The sequence below is a fragment of the Methylocaldum sp. RMAD-M genome (assembly GCF_017832375.1).
In the GTDB taxonomy this organism is placed as follows: Bacteria; Pseudomonadota; Gammaproteobacteria; order Methylococcales; family Methylococcaceae; genus Methylocaldum.
In genome coordinates this window covers 61,861-83,196 of sequence record NZ_JAFIBZ010000015.1, presented here as the reverse complement: position 1 = coordinate 83,196, position 21,336 = coordinate 61,861, and the positions used below count along the sequence as shown (strand labels likewise).

At 57.3% G+C, this 21,336-nt stretch carries 18 protein-coding genes and 2 pseudogenes; 10 read left to right on the top strand and 10 right to left on the bottom strand.

All coding sequences use genetic code 11. From position 1 onward, the window contains the following. Positions 1–40 precede the first annotated feature (40 nt). The 4 genes and pseudogenes from JOD69_RS15090 to JOD69_RS15075 form a co-directional block, all read left to right on the top strand. On the top strand, positions 41–1,126 hold the full coding sequence (locus tag JOD69_RS15090; protein ID WP_077730227.1) for a hypothetical protein: 1,086 nt from the start codon (positions 41–43) through the stop codon (positions 1,124–1,126). Positions 1,127–1,140: 14 nt separating this feature from the next. Further along, complete coding sequence (locus JOD69_RS15085; protein ID WP_077730226.1) at positions 1,141–1,830, top strand: dienelactone hydrolase family protein; 690 nt, start codon at positions 1,141–1,143, stop codon at positions 1,828–1,830. A 128-nt stretch (positions 1,831–1,958) separates the two neighbouring features. Beyond that, positions 1,959–2,330 (top strand): annotated as a pseudogene (locus tag JOD69_RS15080) (transposase); the annotation flags it as partial. A gap of 591 nt (positions 2,331–2,921) precedes the next feature. Then, a pseudogene (locus tag JOD69_RS15075) lies at positions 2,922–3,056 on the top strand (IS256 family transposase); the annotation flags it as partial. A 129-nt stretch (positions 3,057–3,185) separates the two neighbouring features. Here the strand turns inward: JOD69_RS15075 and JOD69_RS15070 are convergent. Continuing rightward, positions 3,186–3,395, bottom strand: coding sequence for a zf-HC2 domain-containing protein (locus tag JOD69_RS15070; RefSeq protein WP_086134729.1), 210 nt, complete (start codon positions 3,393–3,395; stop codon positions 3,186–3,188). A gap of 1 nt (position 3,396) precedes the next feature. Further along, the gene (locus JOD69_RS15065; RefSeq protein WP_086134742.1) at positions 3,397–3,966 is read right to left on the bottom strand and encodes a sigma-70 family RNA polymerase sigma factor; all 570 of its coding nucleotides are present in this window, start codon (positions 3,964–3,966) and stop codon (positions 3,397–3,399) included. A gap of 227 nt (positions 3,967–4,193) precedes the next feature. Here JOD69_RS15065 and JOD69_RS15060 point away from each other — a divergent pair, with 227 nt between their 5' ends. Continuing rightward, complete coding sequence (locus JOD69_RS15060; protein WP_086134728.1) at positions 4,194–4,940, top strand: DUF547 domain-containing protein; 747 nt, start codon at positions 4,194–4,196, stop codon at positions 4,938–4,940. 1,237 nt (positions 4,941–6,177) lie between these two features. Here JOD69_RS15060 and JOD69_RS15050 read toward each other — a convergent pair. After that, positions 6,178–7,092: an SRPBCC family protein gene (locus JOD69_RS15050; RefSeq protein ID WP_086134726.1), complete on the bottom strand. Its 915-nt coding sequence runs from the start codon at positions 7,090–7,092 to the stop codon at positions 6,178–6,180. A gap of 181 nt (positions 7,093–7,273) precedes the next feature. Between JOD69_RS15050 and JOD69_RS15045 the strand changes: the two genes are divergently transcribed. Further along, on the top strand, positions 7,274–7,579 hold the full coding sequence (locus JOD69_RS15045) for a helix-turn-helix domain-containing protein (protein WP_086134725.1): 306 nt from the start codon (positions 7,274–7,276) through the stop codon (positions 7,577–7,579). Positions 7,580–7,915: 336 nt separating this feature from the next. On the opposite strand, the gene JOD69_RS15040 is transcribed toward JOD69_RS15045, so the two are convergent. From JOD69_RS15040 to JOD69_RS15010, 7 genes are all read right to left on the bottom strand, one after another. Then, complete coding sequence (locus JOD69_RS15040; RefSeq protein WP_086134724.1) at positions 7,916–8,782, bottom strand: phosphate ABC transporter ATP-binding protein; 867 nt, start codon at positions 8,780–8,782, stop codon at positions 7,916–7,918. After that, on the bottom strand, positions 8,779–9,651 hold the full coding sequence (gene pstA / locus JOD69_RS15035; protein ID WP_240507068.1) for a phosphate ABC transporter permease PstA: 873 nt from the start codon (positions 9,649–9,651) through the stop codon (positions 8,779–8,781). Before pstA ends, JOD69_RS15040 begins: the two co-directional genes overlap by 4 nt. Further along, complete coding sequence (gene pstC, locus JOD69_RS15030) at positions 9,644–10,522, bottom strand: phosphate ABC transporter permease subunit PstC (protein ID WP_086134723.1); 879 nt, start codon at positions 10,520–10,522, stop codon at positions 9,644–9,646. Before pstC ends, pstA begins: the two co-directional genes overlap by 8 nt. Continuing rightward, entirely contained in the window at positions 10,479–11,309 is an 831-nt protein-coding gene (locus JOD69_RS15025; protein WP_205781101.1) for a phosphate ABC transporter substrate-binding protein, read from the bottom strand. Before JOD69_RS15025 ends, pstC begins: the two co-directional genes overlap by 44 nt. 517 nt (positions 11,310–11,826) lie before the next feature. Then, positions 11,827–13,170 (bottom strand): SCP2 sterol-binding domain-containing protein, encoded by a 1,344-nt coding sequence (locus JOD69_RS15020; protein ID WP_086134722.1) that lies wholly within the window; start codon positions 13,168–13,170, stop codon positions 11,827–11,829. Positions 13,171–13,214: 44 nt separating this feature from the next. After that, positions 13,215–13,628: a MarR family winged helix-turn-helix transcriptional regulator gene (locus JOD69_RS15015; RefSeq protein ID WP_077730215.1), complete on the bottom strand. Its 414-nt coding sequence runs from the start codon at positions 13,626–13,628 to the stop codon at positions 13,215–13,217. Positions 13,629–14,041: 413 nt separating this feature from the next. Next, positions 14,042–16,189: an FAD-dependent oxidoreductase gene (locus JOD69_RS15010; protein WP_086134721.1), complete on the bottom strand. Its 2,148-nt coding sequence runs from the start codon at positions 16,187–16,189 to the stop codon at positions 14,042–14,044. A 171-nt stretch (positions 16,190–16,360) separates the two neighbouring features. Between JOD69_RS15010 and arsS the strand changes: the two genes are divergently transcribed. The 4 genes from arsS (at position 16,361) to JOD69_RS14990 (ending at position 21,298) form a co-directional block, all read left to right on the top strand. Then, positions 16,361–17,317 (top strand): arsenosugar biosynthesis radical SAM (seleno)protein ArsS, encoded by a 957-nt coding sequence (gene arsS / locus JOD69_RS15005; RefSeq protein ID WP_086134720.1) that lies wholly within the window; start codon positions 16,361–16,363, stop codon positions 17,315–17,317. A 27-nt stretch (positions 17,318–17,344) separates the two neighbouring features. Beyond that, entirely contained in the window at positions 17,345–18,466 is a 1,122-nt protein-coding gene (locus JOD69_RS15000; RefSeq protein WP_240507067.1) for a methyltransferase domain-containing protein, read from the top strand. A gap of 206 nt (positions 18,467–18,672) precedes the next feature. Beyond that, a complete protein-coding gene (locus JOD69_RS14995) occupies positions 18,673–19,242 on the top strand; it encodes a carboxymuconolactone decarboxylase family protein (RefSeq protein ID WP_086134718.1) in 570 nt (189 codons plus the stop codon). A gap of 859 nt (positions 19,243–20,101) precedes the next feature. Beyond that, positions 20,102–21,298, top strand: a complete 1,197-nt coding sequence (locus JOD69_RS14990; RefSeq protein ID WP_210024027.1) for a hypothetical protein — start codon at positions 20,102–20,104, stop codon at positions 21,296–21,298. Positions 21,299–21,336: the final 38 nt, after the last annotated feature.

Below are 21,336 nucleotides of genomic sequence, written 5' to 3'. Positions count from 1 at the left end.
CTTAACTGAAAATAACAATTTTTCTAGTAGAGGAGAAACTATGGCAAAGGCAATGCTAGTAATTCCCGCAAATTTACCGATGGTTGCATTACAACAGATTTTCTCTGCATTTCCCGATCTCGCGCCCCACTTGGTGGTGGACGGTGTGGGGGCAGTCGTCGACGTACCCAATAACCTGGTAGCGAGCATTGCTAGTAGTCCGTCGGTGGCAGCGCTATCTACTGGCCCTATAGCAAATCCACAGACATTGCCGATAGCACCGGAAGCGATTACTTGGCTCGAAGCATGGAACCGGTTGTTCGATCCTGTATATCTCGACAAGCTTGCATCAAGGGCACTCAAATGGCTGAATACTTCGATCACGTGCCAGACAGTAAGTGCATTCGGTTCACCACAACCGATGATGACGTTAACAGGAGATATTGCTGTCGGCATCCTGATTGTTGATGGCCTAGCAGGGTCTACGGCGCAAATCACTTCTTCGGAATTTCTGGATATAACACTGGCACTCATCCAGGGGTTCGAAATTCTTTACAGAAATGCGCCGTCATCGGCGAAACTGGTTTTCGTGGCGGAACAGCGGCGAATCGCCTTATCACTCAACCCAGCGACCGTGCCGGGACCAGTGCCAGATCCCAGTACAGCGACATTCGCCGATTACGAAGCAAGAGAGTCGTTATGGCGCGATCCTGCGTTACAAGCCATCGGTTTTCAGGCCGGATTACCCGGTATTGATGCATACCGCGCAAATCTAATGAATCGCCAATGGCCAGCAGGTGCACCTCGGCAATCGATAGTCGTGCTGCTGAGCAAATACTCGGCTGCGCATTTCGCGTATGCCGCCTCTGGCAGATTACTCCTGCAGTTCGATAGGGCTTCATTGATCGTTCAGCCTGAGAATCTCGACCGTGTCATAGCCCACGAGATCTGTCATTTGTTCAATGCCCCGGATGAGTACGGAAGCTGTAATCCGCTACAAACATTTGGCCCGTTCGGAGCTGTTAACGGAAATTGCTTGAATAACCCCTTTGCGGCTATTGGACACACCCCTTGCCTAATGGCCGGTGAGGCCGATGATATGTGCCGTTTTACGAAAGCACACGTCGGGTGGGTGCCGCTTAATTAACAAGTGAGTTAACAATGGAAACCTACAAGAGCGGTGGTCAGGACATCAAGTTCGAATCTTTTGTCCCAAATACTACAGGCCAAAATCCTGCCGTGGTCATTCTGCCAGGAACGTTTGGCATGTTGCCCCCATGGGGCGACGATATTCGGACTTTCGCCAAAGGACTCCAGAGTGCAGGGATTGTTGCGTTTATTCCAAGTTATTTTGATCGCACAGGAACACAACCAGGCATGGAAACAACTGTTGCTATCACGAGACTGGTGAAGGACCACGGAGATGAATGGAATATGGCGATCGAGGATGGCATTACACTCGTGTCAAGGCTCCCAAGCGTGGATTCCGACCGGATCGGGTTACTTGGTTTCTCACTGGGTGGTAATAGGGCGTTGACTTTAGCAATGAAGCCCCAGCGCGTCGTGAAGATCAAGAGGATTGTGGAGTTTTTTGGTCCAACCGTATCAATTCCACTCTCCGGGGATGTAGCGCAGCTTCCGCCGCTACAAATTCATCATGGCGATGAAACCGACGTAATTGTGCATCCCGGCGAGACAGACGCCCTGATTAATCGGCTTAAAGGGACGGGCAAAACCGAAGGCACCGATTTCGTAGTACATCGTTACAAAGGAGCAGGACACGGCTTTCAGGGAAAGGATCTTGATGACGCACGCAAACGCACCTTGGAGTTCTTTAAGAATGGCCTCTAAGCAAGTGTTGATTGTCCACCGATTTCTACAACAAGTGAACCGGTTTGCTTCGGGATTTGCTCGATGCGCGAGCCTGTCAGAATTTTTGTGTGTGCGGCATATCATGTTATTAACAACCGGGAGCATGTATGCCAAGCAAGACGAGGAAGGCTACGGTGTGGGAGACGGCGTTGCCGTCTATCCCGAAGGAACTGATTGATCAGTTCGTGACCGGTCCTATGGGTGCCGAAGCGGTTAATGCCACGTCCTTGGCCTTCAAGAAGGCGCTGATCGAACGTGCACTGGGGCCAAGCCCGAGAAACGCAGGTAATCACCATAACGGCGCCACAAGCAAGACGATTTTGATTGATGAGGGTCCGCTGCGCATCAAAGTGCCGCGAGACCGCGACGGCAGCTTCGAACCATTACTCATCCCGCAGCAGGAGCGACGCTTTACCGGCTTCGATGACAAGATCATCGCGATGTATGCCCATGGCAGACTAAGTACATCCCAGAAAGTTTCGCGGAACGCGAGTGCAACACGTCGACAAAGGATTGCCGACGAATACTTCCGCGCAAAGCGATGTACTACGAACGTTTCGAAACCACGGCCGCATGACTTCAAGTCGCCCAGCGTGTTTCGACCCATCCAATCGAATCCCTGACAATTCTGCGCAATGAGCGGTTCGTATGCCGTAGGACTTTCCTGAATGTACTTAGAGCATTTTCTAATCGGGTGTACGGCGTTTCTGTATTTTCCCGGATGGCGCGCCCGAGCATCGCCGCCGGCTCAAGGCGGCGATGCGCAGGATCAGTGCGCCATCCGGGTGCCCTTTCTTTGGGTTACTTTGGATTTACGCCTATCCTGGCGCAAACCCTTCGGGCGCGCTCCGCGCGTCCAAATTTGTTCCCGACAAATTTGTCTTTGGGCAAGCAAAGACAAACTCGCCGGGAGCGAGTTTGGACCGCCGAAGGCTGACCCGACGGGCAAACCCCAAGGATGGGTTTTGCAAAAGTAACTCGCCTGCGGGGCTAGACCCGCTTTAAACTCGGCTGCCCGCCGAAGGCGGCTTCCCTTATGACCGTACATCAGCGATGAAAACGCTCTAAAGCGCGAGATTCAGGGCTTCCTGGTCGAGCAATACGGCGTTGAGGTCGGTCTGGAGCTTATCAGCTCGGTGATCGATGCCGTCATGGTCGAGCACGCGGTGGTCCGCACCAAGGCCATTTACTTGGCGCGGGGCGTGCCGCACAAGACTGGAAGATGGCGATGAACCAGTTCGCCATACTCTACGACGAACGATTCACCAAGTGATCCGCTGATCCTGTTGCTCAACCCCTCACACACAGAATTTCTGACACTTCCGATCCTGCCGTTAGCGCTTGACCGATTCTTTACGGCTTGTTTTTTCCAGATACTCCACATAACTCGCACCCGCCCGGCACAGGAACAACATCTGTTTCTTGAAGTTGCTGCAGTGCCTGCACATCATCAGGTGCAGCCGCACTGCCATCCGCTCTCTCAGACTCAAGTGAACGTCCAATGACTTGGACACCAGCTCACTGACTTCCCGGCAGGAACGCATGTTATTTATCTCCGGTCTGCTGTATGCCGAACCACCGCGCTTCCAGACATGCCCGCAATCTCATGCGGGCACGATGCAACGTAACCCAATAATTGGTCGAACTGAGGTTAGCTTCCTTACAGATTTCTTCCGGCTCCAATCCGACCAGTTCCCTGAGCATGAATACTTCGGCCTGACGCGCCGGCAGATTCTGCTGGCACCACTCGTAGATACGCCAGAACTCCTCCTGTTCCAGAGCATTTTCAGGATGCGACCAGACCTTGGGCGGTGAGTGCCAACTCCCTTCGGCGTTGAACAAGTGCTCCTCAATGTCCTCGTCCGCCCCAACCCGGTCCGGCTCGAACAAACGGGTTTCTCGTGCGTCACGACGCTGTTGGTCGGCGATCTTGTGCTTCAGGATCCCAATCAGCCAGGTACGCAACGATGAGCGTTCGGCAAAACCGGCATCGGACTGCAAGGCCGCCAGCAAGGTTTCCTGCACCACGTCTTCCGCCAAGTCGGCATCACGCAGATGCAGCAGCGCATAGCGGAACAATATCGGGCGGTGTTGTATCAGCGTGTCATCGGTCAAGGCATGCCCCTTCGGTTTTCTTGTTCGCTTCGGGCCATTGTTCTGGTGCCTTTTCACTTTAACCTTTGCACTTTGCGGGCAACAAGCCGGCTGGAATTTCTCGATGCGCGCCTCGCAAGGAAACGTATATTTCACGCACTTTTGAACTCTTCGGCCAAATCAGTCGTAAGGTTCGGCCCCGGCCAGCGACTAAGGGACAAACTTTCAATTGTAAGAGGACTCGATCTATGGCGAGGCACTGGCTTTTCCTATTCGGCCTTAGCATGGCGCTGGCCTTCCGAATTGGGTATGCGGCCGAACCGGACTGGAGCAACTACGGCCAGATTCTCGCGCGACACCTCAGCGAGCGCACCGTCGCCGGAACTCGTTTGGCATGGCTGAATTACACCGGGTTGAAAAGCGATCCGGCGTTCACGCGGGCGATCGCACAAATCGCTGCCTTTCCCGTGGACAATCTCAAGTCCCGCGAGGAAAAGCTGGCCTTCTACATCAACGCTTACAACATACTGGCCATCAAGACCGTGCTGGATCACTGGCCGGTTGAGAGCATCAAGGATGTCGGCAATCTCCTCAATCCGGTGTGGAAGCGCCCGGTCGGCAATGTGGGCGGCAATGCCCTGAGCCTCGACGAGATCGAGAACGACATCCTGCGCAGACTGGGCGAGCCGCGCATCCACATGGCCATCGTCTGCGCCTCGAAAAGCTGCCCCGATTTACATCCGGAACCCTATACCGCGGCAAAGCTGAATATGCAGCTCGACTCCGCCAGCGCCAGCTATTTGAATAATCCCACCAAGGGCCTGCGGGTAGAGGGAACGGCGGTAAGGGTATCAAAAATCTTCGACTGGTTCGGCGAGGATTTCGAACAGAAGGGCGGCGTCGAGGCATTCATCCGGACTTATCGCCCGGACTTGCCGCAAGGCTTGGAGATCAAGGCCAATCTGCCCTATGACTGGACGCTGAACGGCGAATGACGCCCAAACAGCGGAGTTGAGATCATTGTCCAGCAGCGCGAAAACGAGAACGCTGCGGAGAGGGTCCGTGCCAGAGTCTCGAGTGTCATCAGTGTTCTCTTTTGATTGAAACGACATGGAATGGATTCATCTGTTCTGTCGAACGCCCCCTGCCTCAGCATTTATTTGGCCACGACGGCAGACATCACAAGTCTCCGGCAAACAGCAGTTCGCCCCAATAGTGCCGGATCAGTCCAGCCAGTCGGCTACCGACCATCTTTCACTATATCGGTATAAACATTAGAGCATTTTCATACCTACTGTACGGGCACTCGCGAGTAGGTCGGGAATCCTTTCCAATCGCAAACGGCGTCTTCGGGAGCGCCGAAGCCCCCTTCCCGAGGTGCAGTTGGGCCAACGAGTTCGTCGGCAAAGGATTGCCGACCTACTCCACTGTTGGCCTCGAACAGTACAGGTTCTCGGTCCAGAAAAACTGGCCGATGTTCTCCCTTCCCGCAACACACCGGGAATTCCTGGACCAAGCCGCTGTGCCTCGCTGTGGCTCCCATTCGCAGGAAGCCCTCTAGCGTAGCGCCCCTCTCGAACGCCGGGTTGGGTGTTTCTTGCGGCGTTCGTGCACCGCTAACACCCGGTGGGAGCAGGCGGAAGGTCCGCATGATGGCCCGTGTAAGGGTGTCCGTTTTCAACCAAATACTTGAAGGATGCGAGTGACTGCGCCCCCATTCTTCGCATTCTGGCAAGCATAGCTGGCTCAAGGAGCGTTCCAATTAGACCACCCTTTAGCTCAATTTCGGCTTCCGACACCAGCAAAGCCTGTTGCGCGCCTTCCGGATGTACCGACCAAACATTGCTTGCTCGCTTAACGAACGGTATTCCAAACCCTTCGTACTTGAAGGCCCGCCCTTCGTCCCATGCGATCCAACGCTCCTTGATCGTTAACTTTCCCGCCAATTCGCAGGTGCGCTCCGCGCCAACACCGCGGGCGACCGGTCCATCACATGTGGCACGGAGTACAGGCTCTGACCATAGCTGTATGTCCTCCAAAGCTGCGAGCCTCTCCCACACGACCGAGGCAGGAGCGTTGATGCATACAGAACTGGACAGCTTAATCATGTAACCTCCTTTTGCGATCGGGGATGGTTGACGACCAATGTCTGAATTCACCGGACCTGCGCCGCTTTTCGCGCAGGTCCGGTGAAATGATGGGTCGGGCGCCATTTCAGATGGATAGCCCAGATTAACAAAGATTCGGCAGAAGACGCGTCATTACTTTGGGGATCGATTGCAAGTGAACTTCGTTACTCTTTCCTAAAGCGCTTGCAGCCATGCGCTGTATGATCTTTGGGAAATCGCGGTCGGCCTGAAAGGCCAGCAGAGGAAGGATGACCGGTGCAAGCAACCTGTTCTTCGGCATCAATTCCCACCACACCATGACTTGCGAACCAGCGTCCGATGGTGTGATTTTCCATCCGCCGCACATCGTTTTTGCCGGAAACGGAAAATCCGGAGCTTCTGAAAGAAAGCGCACGGCGAAACTGTGGCCGGGATTGAACTCAGTACATTCCTCGGACCATCGTTTGCCCGCGTGATCTTCACAAGATCGGACAGCCCCGACAGCAGGTGCTTTTCCTTCCAGGACAACGGAGCGCTTCAATGACGGCATGTACTTCTTGATGTCGCCAATATTGCCCACAATCGGCCACATTTGTGCAACGGGTACATTGGTTTCAACGATAATGCAATGGCGATAATCGCCATTTTTTCCTGTCCTGTGAGCCCGGCCAACGGCCCAAAGCTGCCAAGCGCCGAAGACAAATACCGCGCCAGCGACGGCAAGAACAAGAATAATGCCCAGAGGTGAAAACAGCTTAGGAAAGGCAAGCAACAAAACGATGGAGCCTACTACCCACGAGAAATCGGCGGCACTTGCATAAAGCGCGCGCCACGTTGCGATCCTCTGACGCGTTGCCTGATGGATCAGGTCGGCAGCAAAGATGACCAAGACGATGCTGACTACTTGAAGCACAGCTGGCGCATGTATCCCAAGCCACTCGCCCACCAGCGCTGGGCGAAGGAGCATGAGCAGCGCGGAGGAAAGTGAAAAGACGGCGTTCGCCGCCAAAGCCAAACGAAGCGGTAAAACGGCATGCATTTAATATCTCCTTTCGACGAATGACCAAGGGATGGATTCTTGGCCCCAACTTTCGATGTAGTGGGCTTTGTGCTCCTGCTCCCATGAGCTGGCGACCGGCGCTGTGATTGACAATCGCTTGCACGTTGCAAGTATCTGCATTTGGCTTGTGACGTGCAAGCGTTTTGCGTACGCTCGATTCATGAGAGAAAAAGCGCCTGCCGGGCGGCGTTCGGGCTGCCCGATCAACATCCTGCTCGAAGCTGTGGGAGACACCTGGTCGCTGCTGATCGTGCGTGATCTGATGTTCTTCGGACGCAAGACCTACAACGAGTTTCCGAACGCGGGTGAAAAAATTGCGACCAATATCCTGTCGGATAGGCTGCAACGACTCGAATCCTCCGTGATCGTCGCGAAGCAGCGCGATCCCTCCGATGCCAGGCGATACCTCTACCGCCTGACGGAGAAAGGCACGGACCTCGCCCCGGTCGCAATGCCGTTAAGTTAAGGCGTCATTCCGGCAGGGATTGCTCGCCCCTTCCCTGGGGCTCGTCCTTCGGACCGTGCTTAGCACGTCCAAATTCGCTCCTTGCGAATTTGTGCCGGAATCCAGAGCACAGGGAAGTGACACGCCTCTGCCATCCATGGCTTCTGGACCCCGGCATTCCAATCGCAAACGGGCCTTTAGTCGGCCCCTTCCCTGCCGGGGTGACGTCATTCGCCTTAAACTCAACGGCATTGACCCCGGTCGGGGTCATTCGCGAAATGACGGAGAACCGGGAGGGTTTCATCGCCAAGGTGCGCGAACGGTGGATGCATGGCTCACCGCCGTGACGAATCGACATCACCCCCGCATCCCGCTCACATAGGCCGCCGTCAGATCATGCGCCGGAGCCTCGAAGATCTGCCGGCAGTGGCCGAATTCGACGAGAGTCCCGCCCCGCTCCCGCAACCAGAAGAAAGCGGCGTAATTGGCGATTCGTTTTGCCTGAGCCAGGTTGTGGGTAACGATGACCACGGTATAGCGTCCCCTCAACTGGGCGATCATATCTTCTACGATGCCGGAAGCGATGGGATCGAGGGCGCTGCAGGGCTCGTCCGTGAGCAGCACGGAAGGCGCGAGAGCGAGCGCACGGGCGATGCACAGGCGCTGCTGCTGACCGCCGGACAGAGCCAAGGCCGGCTTGTCGAGCCGATCCTTGACCTCGGCCCACAGGCCCACATCGGTGAGCACCCGTTCCAGCGTTTCGTCCAGATCGGCGCGCTTTTTCATGCCGTGTTCACGCAGCGGCATCTCGATGTTGCGGCGGATGGACAGCGGAAAGGGATTCGGTTTCTGGAAGATCATACCCACCTCCCGGCGCAGCGCCGACACATCTAGGCGGGGGGCGAGTATATCCTGGCCGCCGATACGGATGCCGCCCTCGACTCGGCAGCCCGGAATCATGTCGGTCAGCCGGTTGAGCGCAGACAGAAAACTCGTCTTCCCGCACCCGGATGGACCGATCAACGCTGTGATACAGCCCTTGTAGATATCCAGCGTTACATCCTTCAGGGCTGGGTGATCGCCGTAGCTTACGGAGAGATTCGTCACCCGGATCAGGGGTTCGGGTACACAACAGGGCGGACCGGATTGCAATGGACCGACGGTGTAGGTGCCGGCATCGATACTGGGCGAACAGCCGCTGTGTCGGTCGAGAGTTTGCGTCATGGAGCTATGATCCTTCGGTTTAGCCAATGTTCCGCCAGATACAAGGCCGTGCCGTTGATCAGGATGAGCAGGCCGATCAACACCAGCGCTGAGGCGTAGGCATTGCCGTCGCCTCCGGCGACATTCATCGACAGGTCGTAAATGTGGACGGACAGCGCGCGGCCGGAATCGAGGAGCGACGACGGCATGCGATCCACATAGCCGCTGGTGAAGATCAGCGCCGCCGTTTCCGCCATCGCTCGGCCGATGCCCAGCAGCAGTCCGGCCACAAGGCCCGATGACGCCGCCGGCAGCAGGATATGGCGAAGCGCCGCGGTGCGCGACAATCCGAGCGCGGCACTGCCCAGCCGCCAATCGTCGGGCACGGCGCGCAGGCTGGCTTCCGCGGTGCGGATGAGGATGGGCAGCACCATACAGGCGAGGGTCAGGCCGCCGGACAGGATGGAAAAGCCCAGCCCCAGAAAGACGCTGAAGAAAGCATTGCCGAACAGCCCGAAAACGATGGAAGGCACCCCGGCGAGCACATCCAGGCTCAGGCCGACGAGTCGCCCGAACCGACTGCGGGGACGAAGAAATTCCGTCAGCAGCACCGCCGTCGCCAGTCCCAGCGGCACCGCGGCGGCGACGGCCACGCCCAGGATCAGCAGCGTGGAAACCAGGATAGGGCCGATACCCCCGGTCCTACCGGCGTTCAGCGGCGATGACGACAGGAAAGCCCAGGACAGCCGCTCGGCACCATGCCATAGCAAATCGCCCACCAGCCACAGGAAAGCGCCCGCCACCAGAAGCGCCGAGCCCCAGACGGCCAAGGTCATCAGCGGCTCAAGCACCCGACCGCGAACCATGGCAAACCGTCCCGCCTCAAACATGTGAACGCGCTCCGCCGAACCGCAGCGCGGCAACCGCCAGCAGGATGATCATCCCAGTCAGAACCAACCCGGACACGAAAAGTCCCGCACGGTGCTCGCCGGTGGCATAAGCCATCTCCAGAGCGATATTGGCGGTCAGCGTACGCACCGGGTCGAACAGGCTATGAGGGGTTTGCACCACATTGCCGGCAACCATCAGTACGGCCATGGTTTCGCCGAGGGCACGCCCGGCCGCCAGCAGCAGACCCGCGATGATGCCGCTCCGCGCCGCCGGCAGCACCACGCGAAGAATCGTTCCCGAACGCGATATCCCCAACGCCGCCGCACCGTGCAGGTATGCCTTGGGCACCGCCGCCAGCGCGGCATCGGCGGTGAGGGCCACGGTGGGCAAGATCATCAGGGTCAGAATGAGGATGCCCGCCAAAAGGCTGGCCCCCGGCGGTTGCCAGCGGGCGATCAGCGGCACCAGCACGGTCAAGCCCCAGAGCCCGAACACGACGGAGGGAATGCCGGCGAGCAAGGCCACCATTCGCCGATAAGGGCGGGCGGCGGATGGCGGGGCGTAAAACCGGCAGAACAGTGCCGAGGCCACACCCAAGCCCCCCGCCAGCACCAGCGCCCCGGCGCTGGACGCCAATGTCGCCCAGAGCATGGGGGCGAGGCCGAACAGCCCTTCGGAAGGATGCCAGGCCGCATCGGTGAAAAAGCGCAGCCAACCGATCCGCTTGAGTACCGGCCAGGATTCGTGCAGCAGAAACAGCACGATCAGCACCAGAACCGCGGCTGCCAGTCCGGCCGCGACCGAGAGCCACCCGGCGAGGCGCGCGTCAGTGCGCGAGGGGGACGAAATACTGTGCTTCGACCAAATCATGAACACTTTCCGAGCGGCTGAAGTCGATGAACTGCCGGACCAGCCCTTCAGATTCAGCCTTGGTCACCAGATTCAAAGGCCGCGCCAGCGGAAACCGGCCATTGCGCACATTCTCCACCGATGCATCGACCCCCGCCATGGGCAGCAACTTGATGGGCACGCCCTGAGAGGCCTCGTATTCGGCGGTGCCGATCGAAACGTAGCCGATGGCACTCGTGTTGCCGGCGACGGTCTTGATGCCCTGCTGGTTTTCGCCGATGACCACGTGGGCCTTGATGTCGCCGCTCTTGAGCTGAAAGTGATGCAGGAACAACTCCAGAGTCGAGCGGCCTTCGGCCTTGTTGACCACGGTAATGGGCCGGTCGGCCCCGCCCACGGCACGCCAGCGGGTAATCTTGCCGGTGTAGATGTCGACGATCTGCGGGTCGGTCAGGGTCTGCACCGGATTGTCCTTATGCACGATGAGAGTGATGCCGTCCAGCGCGATGGTGAAGCTTTTGAGGTCCTGCTCGTCGGGCTTGAGCGCCCGCGACACCAGGCCGATATCGGCCAGCCCCGAGCGGGCGTCGGCGATGCCCCGCGACGAACCGCCCGACTGCACATCCACTCGAACGCCGGGATTTTCCCGCTCGAAGCGCTTGCCGATCTCCGCCGCCAAGGGCGCGACGGTGCTGGAGCCGGTCAACACCAGCTTCCGCTCGGCCGCCTGCGGAATCGAGGCCGTTGTCGCGACGAGCAGCATGACGGAGAGAGCGCTCAGGTAGCGATTCAAGGATAGGAGCGGCATAAGTGTCGGGTCCTGTGAAAAGTATGTAATCACAAACTTACCGCATCATCGACTTGTCCGATGAAGCGCGGCAAGGGGAATCAGGTTCGTGGCAAGCGCACGAACTTCTTTCTGCGATAGGAGTTTCCGCCGCAGCGGTTCTCGTGAGCCTGCTGTTTACGCGTGATATTTAGTCGGGACAAATTCCACTTCCTTACAAGCTGTTCGATCAGCAAACGCCTCCATCCGCGGCCGTTTCGGCCAGCACCACTTGGCCGCCGCAGAATCATGCATTCATGGCACACTACTGCCGGATTGCACACACCGGCTAGCACGTGACCGGAGTTCTCTTAGGCTTGGAATGTTTGCCTTCATAAGAATGTCCGTTTTCGACCAAATACTTGAAAGCGGCGAGCGACTTCGGCGGCATCGCCTTTCCGGAGCGACACAATATTCTCCGGCAGGCGTACGGATTGTCCTTCCGCGAGGCGTTGTACGCCAGCGCCGCGAGCCGGTTGTCGCCGCAATCGGCTTGGGTTTACGCAGGAAAACAACGGCCGAATGCCAACAGCAGCCCCGGTGGTCCCTTGAACCGAATTTTTCGACGAATCAGCGCCCAGGCGAGGTATTTCTCCTTGGCCAGGAATTTAAGCCAAGTCCGGCTATCGGCCTTCAGCTGAAAATCCGGACGGCCGCTATGTCCTTCCAGTACCTGGAGTTTTTCGTCACGAATGATGATAGTGGCCTCGATTTTCTCGCCGCCAGTGAAAGTAAAGTGATAGGTGGCGTTGAGGCCTTTCGATTTCCCTCTTTGGAATACATTAGGAAGTCCCTTCAGGAAGGCCGGCACCGAGGTTGGCCTTAGGCTGTTGTTGGCGCGTTTGGCGGTTTTATGCGGAAAGCGGCGGGCCACATGCCCTTCCGCATCGGAGCCGGCTATGACATAGACGGTCTCGTGCTTGTCCTGCAAGGGGCGCACAACGTCTTTGACAAAGCGCTTCCGGTCATTGAGAAACGGTCCGATGACGTCATCGCCGGCGGGACACACCGCCATACAATAGGCAGCCTTGTAATTCGCCCCGAAGGAAAGGCTTTGCCACATGGAAACGGACTCGGCGTCAGAGACTTTCTTCCGATAGCTTCTGGCGTTTGCGCTCGAGGCGATGGCCTCGACCCAGTCGGTGAATCCGCCCATGAACTCCCGATAGTTGTGGGTGTAACAGGCCGAAAAGTCGAAATGCCCGTCGGCTCCGATCGCACCCACGGGACAGGCGGCAACGCAGAGCTTGCATTCGAGGCAAGGGTTGTAGTCAATGGGATGCGACTCCTCGTCGATCTCGGCATCCAGAATGATCGTGCCGAGAAGAACGAAGTTGCCGAACCGGGGATGGATGATATTGCGATGGATACCCATGCGCCCAAGACCTGCCGCCTCGGCTACCGGCTTGTGCGACACCACCCACATCTTGCCTGGCCAGCGATCCGCCTCCATCGGAAATCCCATCGCACCATTGATCGCACGGATGCCTTTTTGCTCCAAAACCCTGACCATTCGCCGGGCGACCTCGTTGATCTCGTCGCCCGTATTGTGGAACTCCAGATTGGCGACGGAACGGGCGGGACTGCGGATGTTCTCCCGGTTCATGCGGCAAACGAAGCTCAAGAGGGTCTTTGCCCACGGGAAGACGCGCAGGATGTCCGCTCGTTGTGCGTCGAGCTCGGACCGGCCAATCCCTATGCAACCGGCGTCGTCCGCGCCGGCTTCCGAAGCCAGTCGGCGCAACCAAGATGCTTCCAGTACTCGCCCGCCAATCGCCTCTTCCGCCGCTGGATCGGCTTCACGAAAATGCCTGACGGTGGGGTGTTCATCGAGATTCATCATGTATATCTCCTTATAGTGTATATACACGTAAATGACGAAAAAAATTATCGCGCCTGTGATGCCTCAATCAAGTCCGACAGGCTTCTCATCAGGATTTGCAATCGGTCTTCGCCCATAGCCTCCCTGATTCTGGACTGTGCCTGTTCCCACAGAGGATACGCTTTAAGCAGCACGCCCCGTCCTTCGTCGGTAATCGTCACCATCCGGGTGCGGCGATCTTCGCCGGAGGCGACATCAATAAGCCCTTGATTCTCAAGAAGCTCCAGATTACGGCTCAAAGTCGTTCGGTCCATGACGGCGTTCTCGGCAAGCTGGGTCACCGTGATGGGTCCGCTCATATGGACGGCGACCAGAAGCGAATACTGCGTACCCCGGATGCCGGCCGGGCGCAGCATCTCGTCGTAAAGCTGACTCACCGCACGGGTCGCCTTACGGAGATTGAAGCCGGTGCATTCCATACAGCACCGGTAATCCGGCATTTCACTCGAGGGGGCACATGCTTGGGACAAGTTCGGGATACCTAACTTTTAACGAAAGATATTAAGGAGTATATACACGTAATATCACATGTCAACGATTACTCGCGCTCTGCCGTCGCGGCTTGGCGGTGATTTTCCGGTCGTTGAGATGGCCATGCGGGGCTACAGAAATATTCATCCTCCGGACGTCGCGAGCCGGTTCTGGAATGCACGGTTCCGTGCACGTAAGGGTTTGCGAAGAAGCTAAGAGTTTTCCGATTCGGCGTGACGGAGCCTGATGTGTAGGTCGGCAACCCTTTGCCGACGTACCGGCTCGGCAAGGGATTGCCGACCTACGCTCTTCCTGCCCGACACGAATCCGTACACCGTAATGAAAACGCCCTATTTGGCCATCACCCCCGCCGCCAGGCATGATACCGCTCCATCCATCGAAGCAGCGCTTCCGGCGCATGCGCGCGTTTCCAGACCCCGGCGGCGTATTTATTGGCTTCGGCCAGGGTCGGGTAGATGTGAATGGTGGCGAGTACTTGGTTAAATCCCAGCCCGTGTTTCATGGCCAGGATGAACTCGGCGATCAGGTCTCCCGCATGCTCGCCGACGAGGGTCACGCCGAGTATCCGGTCCTTGCCCGGTACGGTGAGCACCTTGACGAAACCGTGCGCTTCGCCGTCCGTAATGGCGCGGTCCAGATCGTCGAGGCCATAGCGGCTGATTTCATAAGGTATGCCCCGTTCCTTGGCTTCCTGTTCGTTAAGGCCTACCCGCGCCACTTCCGGATCGGTAAAGGTTGCCCAAGGAATGACCCGGTAATCGGCCCGGAATTTCCTGAAATCGCCGAAGAGCGCGTTGACCGCCGCGTACCAGGCCTGATGGGAAGCCGTATGCGTGAACTGGAACGGCCCGGCCACATCTCCGCAGGCGTAGATATTTGGATAAAGCGTCTGAAGAAACTCGTCGGTTTCGACGGTGCGCGCTTTCGTCGTTTCGATGCCGAGTTCTTCCAGCCCGTAGCCCTTAGTGTTGGCGACGCGGCCGACAGCCACCAGTATTTGGTCGAAGACTATCCGTATCTCTTGCCCCTGGTGTTCGACGATCAGGATTTTCTCGCCGTTCTCGACGATGATCCGTTTGGCTTGATGCTCCAACCGAAGGTCTACGCCCTCGTCGCGGAAACGCCGCGCAATGATTTCGGAGACTTCCGGATCCTCCCGGATCAGCAGTCGGGACAACATCTCCACCTGAGTAACCCGACTGCCGAATCGGACGAACGCCTGCGCCAGCTCACAACCGATCGGACCACCACCGAGGACGACCAGACGCTTCGGCAATTCGCGGATATCCCAGACGTTGTCCGAAGTGAGATAGCCCACCTCCTCCAATCCGTGGATAGGCGGCACGAAAGGCCTCGCACCGGCAGCGATGACGATGGCGCGGGTGCTGAGCGTGCGAGTGCCCGCTTCCGTGCGAACCTCCACCGACCAGGGCGAGACGATCCTCGCTTCGCCCTCGATCACTTCAACGCCCAATTCGGTGTACCGTTCCGCCGAGTCGTGCGGCGCCACAGTCCGTATCACCCGCTGCACCCGTTCCATCGCATCGGCGAAATCGAACTCCGCAGAGGCCCGGCGGATGCCGAACTCGGGTGCCCGACCGATCTGGCTCAGCAGTTTCGCCGTGCGTATCAGGGCTTTCGAAGGGACACAGCCGGTGTTGAGGCAATCTCCGCCCATGCGGTGTTTCTCGATCAGCGTCACCTTTGCCTTCACGGCGGCCGCGATATAGGCGGTGACCAGACCCGCAGAGCCCGCACCGATCACCACCAGGTTACGGTCGAAGCGTTTGGGTTTTTCCCAGGGCTCATATAGCTTGCGGGCCTTGATCGCATCCACCAGCCTGCGGGCCAGTAGCGGGAACAGCCCCAATAGCGCAAATGACAAAAGCAGGCCGGGCGAGAGGATGTCCGACAGGGATTCGATCTTGGCCAACTGCGTGCCGGCATTCACGTAAACGATCGTTCCCGCCAGCATCCCCAGCTGACTCACCCAATAAAATGTGCGAGTGGGTATGGCGGTCAGGCCCATCAGAAGATTGATGACGAAGAACGGAAACGCCGGCACCAGCCGCAAGGTAAAAAGGTAAAAAGCGCCATCACGGGCGATGCCTGAATCGATGGCTTTCAGACGCTCGCCGAACCGGGCTTTGACCGCATCGCGAAACAAAAAGCGGGATGCGAGAAAGGCCAAGGTTGCCCCGATGGTCGAAGCGAAAGATACAATCACCGTGCCCCACAGCAGACCGAACACGGCGCCGCCGGCCAAAGTCAGCACCGCCGCGCCGGGCAGGGACAGCCCCGTGACCGCTACATAGAGGAGGGCGTAAATCGTGATGGCGAGGAAAGGACGGGCGGTTCGATAAGCGGCGATGGCTTCCTGCTGGGCTTTCAACGTCTCCAAAGTGAAAAAGCGTTGCAGGTCGAAGGCGAAAAAAGCCCAAGCAAGCGACAGGAGGACGATGACAAGACCGATACGGTAAGGGTTCATGACGGATTTCCCTAAAGGCAATGGTCGAATAATGCTATTAATTGGTCGGACAATGAGATAGAAAACTTACAGCCGCACCGGGATGATTTTCTTCGCGACGCTGTAAGATTTCGTCTCAGCAGGCGACTAATGATTAGAATTTTCCACTTCCCGACGGAGTCTAAGCCGCGCATGCATGCGATATTGCCCTTGGTACGATCCAGCAATTTTCCCGTCATCGTCCGCGGAGAGCTGGACACGGTGCAAGTGAACCTGGGTTACCGCTGCAATCAGACCTGCCTGCATTGCCACGTCAATGCCGGACCGAAACGCAAGGAGATGATGGACAGGGAAACCGTGGACCAGGTGCTCGATCTGCTGCGGCGGGCCGGAGTTGCCACCTTGGATTTGACCGGAGGCGCCCCTGAGATGAACCCGCATTTCCGCCATCTGGTGGAGAGCGCGCGGGACTTAGGTCTACAAGTGATCGACCGCTGCAACCTCACCATTCTGGAAGAACCCGGTTACGAGAGCCTCGCCGATTTTCTGGCCGCGCAAAAGGTGGAAATCACGGCTTCCCTCCCCTGTTACCTCGAAGATAACGTGGACCGGCAACGCGGCAACGGGGTATTCGAAGCGAGCCTTCGCGCCTTGAAAAGGCTCAACGGACTCGGCTACGGCCGACCCGGCACGGGGTTGATCCTGAACCTGGTCTACAACCCCCAGGGGCCGACATTGCCGCCGGCCCAGGAGGAACTGGAAGCCGCCTACCATCGAGAGCTGAAGGCCCGCTACGACCTCGTCTTCAACCGGCTTTATGCCCTCGCCAACATGCCCATCCAGCGCTTCGGCAGCACCCTGGTGTCGAAAGGCCAGTTCGAACCCTACATGCGCTTGCTGAAAAGCGCCCATCGCGATGAAAACCTGGAAGGCATCATGTGCCGCAGCCTGATCAGCATCGATTGGCAAGGTTACGTCCACGACTGCGATTTCAACCAGATGCTGGGCTTGCCGCTGGGCGGGCGACGGCGTCATATCACGGAAATCGATGCAACCGCATTGCAAGGCCAGGCCATCGCCACGGCCGATCATTGCTATGGCTGCACCGCCGGCTGCGGCAGCTCCTGCGGTGGCGCATTGAACACGTAGAAAGAGAACAGTGAATCTGGAGAGCCCATGATGTTTGTAGAAGAGTCGGTACGAGAACGCTATTCCGAAGGTGCTCGCGAGAGGCAGGCAGCCTTGTGTTGCCCGGTGGATTACGACCGCGAGCTATTGAAATTGCTGCCTCGGGAAATCATCGACAAGGATTACGGCTGCGGGGATCCCTCCCGCTATGTACGGGAGGGCGACACCGTGCTCGACCTGGGCTCGGGCGGCGGCAAGATTTGTTATATGGCGGCACAACTGGTCGGCCCTCAAGGGCTGATCATCGGCGTCGACATGAACGACGACATGCTGGCCCTGGCCCGCAAATACCAGTCGGAAATGGCTGAGAAACTGGGCGGCGACCGGGTGCGTTTCCACAAGGGTTATATCCAGGATTTGGCCCTGGACGTCGCCGCAATGGAACGCTATCTGGCCGAACAACCGGTTACCGACGCGGCGTCCCTGGCGGCGCTGAAATCCTGGCAGGCCAGGCAGCGCAAAACCCAGCCGCTGATTGCCGACGCTTCGGTGGATTTGGTCATTTCCAACTGCGTGCTGAACCTGGTGGGCGATGACGAAAAAACGCAACTGGTGCGGGAAATTTTCCGGGTGCTCAAACCGGGCGGACGGGTTGCCATCTCCGACATCGTCGCCGACGAGCCCGTACCCCAACATCTGAAGGACGATCCCGCGCTGTGGAGCGGCTGCATCTCCGGCGCCTTCGAGGAACGGGAGTTCGTCCGAGCCTTCGAGCAAGCCGGCTTCGGCGCCGTGTGTCTGGACAAATGGGAAGCCGAACCCTGGCAGGTGGTCGAGAACATCGAATTCCGCGCCGTCACCCTGGTCGCCGTCAAAGGCTACGGCCGGGAATGCCTGGACCGGGGCCATGCGGTGATCTATCGCGGCCCTTACGCGGAAGTGCGCGACGAGGAGGGCCATATCTTCCCGCGCGGCGAGCGCATTGCCGTATGCGAGCGAACCTTCCGCACCCTCACCGGAGGCCCTTATCAGAAGCACTTCATCGGCATCGAACCAAAGATTCTCGCCGAACCGGTGGCTTGGTGCGCGCCACCGGGAACCCGCCGTCCGGCAGCGGAAACCAAGGGCGGGCGACAAATCGCCGAATGCGGCGGGGAAAAATGCTGCTGAAGTTGAGCTGAGACCATAATTTTCCCAGGGACGATCTTCAGACTGCGACGACTCGCGGACTGAAGATCGCGCCCACCGCCACATACCGAAAACCTGAAGCAATCGTAGGTCGGCAATCCCTTGCCGACCTACTTCGGGCGCTACACCAAACCGGAAAATGGTCTAAACCCTGACTCCACCGTTACACACTGAAAACCGGAAGCCCTATGAGCTTTGTCGACACCCCCGAGAACTACCGCTATGCCTGGTACTTGCGCCCGGTATTAGCCCTGATGCGCCGGCGTTTGCGGGTTCTGCCGGAACCTGTGCGCCTGTGGGCACGCCTGCCGCTGGCGTTCGTCGGCTTTCAGTTGATGAATTTGGCCCTGGAACGTAAATCTTCACCCTTGAGCGGTGCGCTGCGCGCACTGATCCGCACTCGCATCGCCCAGCTCAACTCATGCCATTTCTGCATCGATCTCAACGCCTCCCATGCTATTGACCGGGGCGTATCGCCAGAGCAATTGCACGATCTGATCGGGTTTAGGGATTCGCCTCGATTCAGCGAAGCGGAAAGAGCCGCTCTAGCCTACGTGGAGGCCATCACGGGCACCGGAATCGAGATAGATCAGGATTTGATCGACCGATTACGGCAAGCCTTCGGCGACGATGGCATCGTGGAACTGGCGGCGCTCGCCGCGCATCAGAACCTGTCCGCCAAGTTCAACGCGGCCCTCGGAGTACCGGCCCAAGGTTTTTGTATGACCGCTCACGGAATTGCTGCGCCGGATCGGTGAACGACATCTTCCTCGGCAAGATTTCGGCCAGAGGGGCGTCGTCCAAGACGACGAGAAAGAAGAATCAGTTCATGTAGCTTGAACATTTGCTCAGTCGGCCAGATGAAGTCTCGGCTCTAGTAGACGTAGGCAATACCGGCGAGTCGGAGGACGCGACGAGCAGACACACGTTTAGAATCAGTTGACGGGTGTCACCTAGAAAGTTGCCCTGCCCGCTCTTTGGGACGGAAAGGCTCGAAAAATCAGAGCAGTAGTTTCAATCTCCGCCACAGCCCATGGGAGACCGGGAAACGAAGCGCTGGATAGAGTCAACGGAATCTGTGGCAACTACCCGATTGGCCGATCTTGACGGCCAGAGCGCTGGAGGCTCGCGGCGGCTGCACAGCGCAAGGGCTTTCCAACATGCCGCTGGCAGATATGAATACCCCCGGCATTTTCGAGCAATGTCACGATTTGGTCACGTGACAATGCTGGGAGTGGCTGGGGGACCTGGATTCGAACCAGGGTTGACGGAGTCAGAGTCCGTTGCAACGTGACGCAAGGACACGAAAAACAACCAAATACAAACACTTACAATTCAAAGCATCACAAAAAGCCGTAAAACGTTATAACTGCGTTGACACTCGGTTGACACATAGCCAGTTAAGGCAACACTTGATCATAAAGAAAGCTTGGGATATCCGCCCCTTTTTCGGATTCCCCTCAAAATCCCATCAAACAATGAAAAGCCGACACCTTCTCGCCCTGCCCTGTGCGCGGCTTTTTTGCGTCTAAACTAAATCGCATTGGCGTTGAAGCAAGCACCCAAGCGGGAGCTTTAGGCCACGAGTCTCGGTTGCCACTACATTGTTTCCGAATGATGCAAAAAGGAACCTATTTTTTAGCTTTTTTGCTAGTAATGATTTGCCCGTTAAGCTCACATGCCGGTGGAGCTTTTGGCAACTGGTCAGAGAGCTTTCAGGTCCACGGATTTCTCGAACAAGGTTTTGTAGCCACATCCGGAAATCAGTTTTACGGCAACAGTAGGCACGGAAGCTTCGACTTGACGCAGGTCGGATTAAATGCGGCGGCGCGTCCCTTCAATAATGTCCGCTTCGCGGTCCAAGGCCTATATCGCCGAGCTGGCGAGCAAATTCCCGAAGAGCTACGGCTCGATTACGGTCTTATGGACGTCACGGCGCTCGATCATCCCGGCTTTCGATCCGGAGTTCGCCTGGGGCGAGTCAAATTACCGCTGGGTTTGTATAACGAATCACGGGATGCTCCTTTTACTCGACCTTCCATATTTCTGCCCCAAAGTCTTTACTTCGACCGTACTCGAAATGTCGGCATGGCGACCGATGGCGCCCAGTTTTACACGGACTTCAGTTCCCCTTTCGGCAATTTTTCATTCAAGGCAAATCTTGGAGCATCCATACCGGATAATAGCCTTGAATTTAATGTATTCGGGGGCAGCAACCGTCCAGGAAAGTTTGTCGGAGATTTTTCGGCGGCAACTCAGCTGGCGTATGACTATTCGGGTGGGCTAATCCGGGTCGTATTTAGCGCTGCGTGGTTAATCAGCGATTATGATAAGCAATCGGATCCGATAATCGATTCGGGTGAATTTGAATATCAACCCTACGGTTTAGGCATCCAGTACAACGGCGAGTCGCTATCGCTTGCTTCTGAATATTCAATTCGCAACATACGCTTTGAGAACTTCGGGCGATTTCTCCCAGATAATGAATACAACGGTGAAGGGTATTACTTTCAGGCGGGTTATAAGATCAACCACTATATCGAATTGATCGGGCGTTACGATGTATTTTATACAGACGTCAGTGATCGCTATGGGAAAAAGTACGAAGTGCGTACCGGCATTCCTGGCTCCTTTTTCTTTGCCAAAGATTGGATGGCGGGACTTCGATTCAACATAATCGATAACTTTATGATTCGTGCCGAATATCATCGGGTCCATGGTGCGGGCTGGGTATCTCTTGCCGAGAACCGGAACGTCAGAGAACTCGAACGTGATTGGGATTTGTTTGCAATCGAGGCTGCTTATCAGTTTTAAGCCGTATGGCCCCCAATTTGCCCGAGTCGGTGGGTTAC

Excerpts from the sequence above, each read along its gene's own strand:
- JOD69_RS15025 (WP_205781101.1), bottom strand. The coding sequence starts at position 11,309 with ATGCCGCTCCTATCCTTGAATCGCTACCTGAGCGCTCTCTCCGTCATG.
- JOD69_RS15010 (WP_086134721.1), bottom strand. The coding sequence starts at position 16,189 with ATGAACCCTTACCGTATCGGTCTTGTCATCGTCCTCCTGTCGCTTGCT.
- pstC (WP_086134723.1), bottom strand. The coding sequence starts at position 10,522 with ATGATTTGGTCGAAGCACAGTATTTCGTCCCCCTCGCGCACTGACGCG.
- JOD69_RS14995 (WP_086134718.1), top strand. The coding sequence starts at position 18,673 with ATGAGCTTTGTCGACACCCCCGAGAACTACCGCTATGCCTGGTACTTG.
- JOD69_RS15000 (WP_240507067.1), top strand. The coding sequence starts at position 17,345 with ATGATGTTTGTAGAAGAGTCGGTACGAGAACGCTATTCCGAAGGTGCT.
- JOD69_RS15060 (WP_086134728.1), top strand. The coding sequence starts at position 4,194 with ATGGCGAGGCACTGGCTTTTCCTATTCGGCCTTAGCATGGCGCTGGCC.
- JOD69_RS15040 (WP_086134724.1), bottom strand. The coding sequence starts at position 8,782 with ATGACGCAAACTCTCGACCGACACAGCGGCTGTTCGCCCAGTATCGAT.
- JOD69_RS15045 (WP_086134725.1), top strand. The coding sequence starts at position 7,274 with ATGAGAGAAAAAGCGCCTGCCGGGCGGCGTTCGGGCTGCCCGATCAAC.
- pstA (WP_240507068.1), bottom strand. The coding sequence starts at position 9,651 with ATGTTTGAGGCGGGACGGTTTGCCATGGTTCGCGGTCGGGTGCTTGAG.
- JOD69_RS15015 (WP_077730215.1), bottom strand. The coding sequence starts at position 13,628 with ATGGAATGCACCGGCTTCAATCTCCGTAAGGCGACCCGTGCGGTGAGT.
- JOD69_RS15090 (WP_077730227.1), top strand. The coding sequence starts at position 41 with ATGGCAAAGGCAATGCTAGTAATTCCCGCAAATTTACCGATGGTTGCA.
- JOD69_RS15020 (WP_086134722.1), bottom strand. The coding sequence starts at position 13,170 with ATGATGAATCTCGATGAACACCCCACCGTCAGGCATTTTCGTGAAGCC.
- JOD69_RS15070 (WP_086134729.1), bottom strand. The coding sequence starts at position 3,395 with ATGCGTTCCTGCCGGGAAGTCAGTGAGCTGGTGTCCAAGTCATTGGAC.
- arsS (WP_086134720.1), top strand. The coding sequence starts at position 16,361 with ATGCATGCGATATTGCCCTTGGTACGATCCAGCAATTTTCCCGTCATC.
- JOD69_RS15050 (WP_086134726.1), bottom strand. The coding sequence starts at position 7,092 with ATGCATGCCGTTTTACCGCTTCGTTTGGCTTTGGCGGCGAACGCCGTC.
- JOD69_RS15085 (WP_077730226.1), top strand. The coding sequence starts at position 1,141 with ATGGAAACCTACAAGAGCGGTGGTCAGGACATCAAGTTCGAATCTTTT.
- JOD69_RS14990 (WP_210024027.1), top strand. The coding sequence starts at position 20,102 with ATGCAAAAAGGAACCTATTTTTTAGCTTTTTTGCTAGTAATGATTTGC.